This window comes from Streptomyces sp. AC627_RSS907, assembly GCF_019049165.1.
Genome location: NZ_JAGMUE010001025.1, coordinates 1 through 558 on the forward strand (window position 1 = coordinate 1; position 558 = coordinate 558).

The following is a 558-nucleotide window of genomic DNA, read 5'->3' on the forward strand; positions in this document are numbered from 1 at the left end:
CTTCCGGGCCGTGTGCGCGCTGGTCGCCGTCGGCGCGGGCGTCGCGCTCGTACCCCGCTCCGCGCTGCCGGGGGCGATTGCCGAAGGCGCCGTGGTACGCCCCGTACGCGGTCGGGGCCCGATCCGCAAGGTGTTCACGGCGGTACGCGCGGGCACCGAGCACCACCCGCTGCTGCGCCACGCGCTGGCCGGCCTGCGGGAGACCGTGGCGGCGCTGCCCGTGTGAGCCGGCGCCGACCACCCGGCGCGTGACATGGCAGGGCCCGCGCCCGCGGGGACATCGGGCGCGGGCCGAATCGGGGGCGGGGCGCGTGCTCGGCCCCGGGGCGGCCAGCCGTCCGGGTCAGCGCCGGACGGGCCCTGGGACGGCCAGTGCCGGTGCGGTCAATTCTGGGGGAGCAGGGAGCCGAGCGGGCCCAGGTCGAGGTTGAGGTCGGCCATGGTCAGCCCGTAGCGCTCGCACAGTTCGGTCATCCGCTCCTCCAGCGCCAGCAGCGTGCGGCCCACCTGCTCTTCCTGCTCCGGGCTGAGGTCGCCCTGGTCGGCGCGGTGCAGGGC

Annotated in this window: 2 protein-coding genes; one reads left to right on the forward strand and one right to left on the reverse strand. The window is 77.4% G+C overall.

Translation table 11 applies throughout. The features are described from left to right. The coding region (locus KUM32_RS40040; protein WP_254406759.1) for a LysR substrate-binding domain-containing protein at positions 1-226 on the forward strand (226 nt) is incomplete at its 5' end. Between the two features lie 158 nt (positions 227-384). Here KUM32_RS40040 and KUM32_RS40045 read toward each other — a convergent pair. Next, positions 385-555 (reverse strand): gas vesicle protein K, encoded by a 171-nt coding sequence (locus KUM32_RS40045; RefSeq protein ID WP_308408844.1) that lies wholly within the window; start codon positions 553-555, stop codon positions 385-387. Positions 556-558 lie beyond the last annotated feature (3 nt).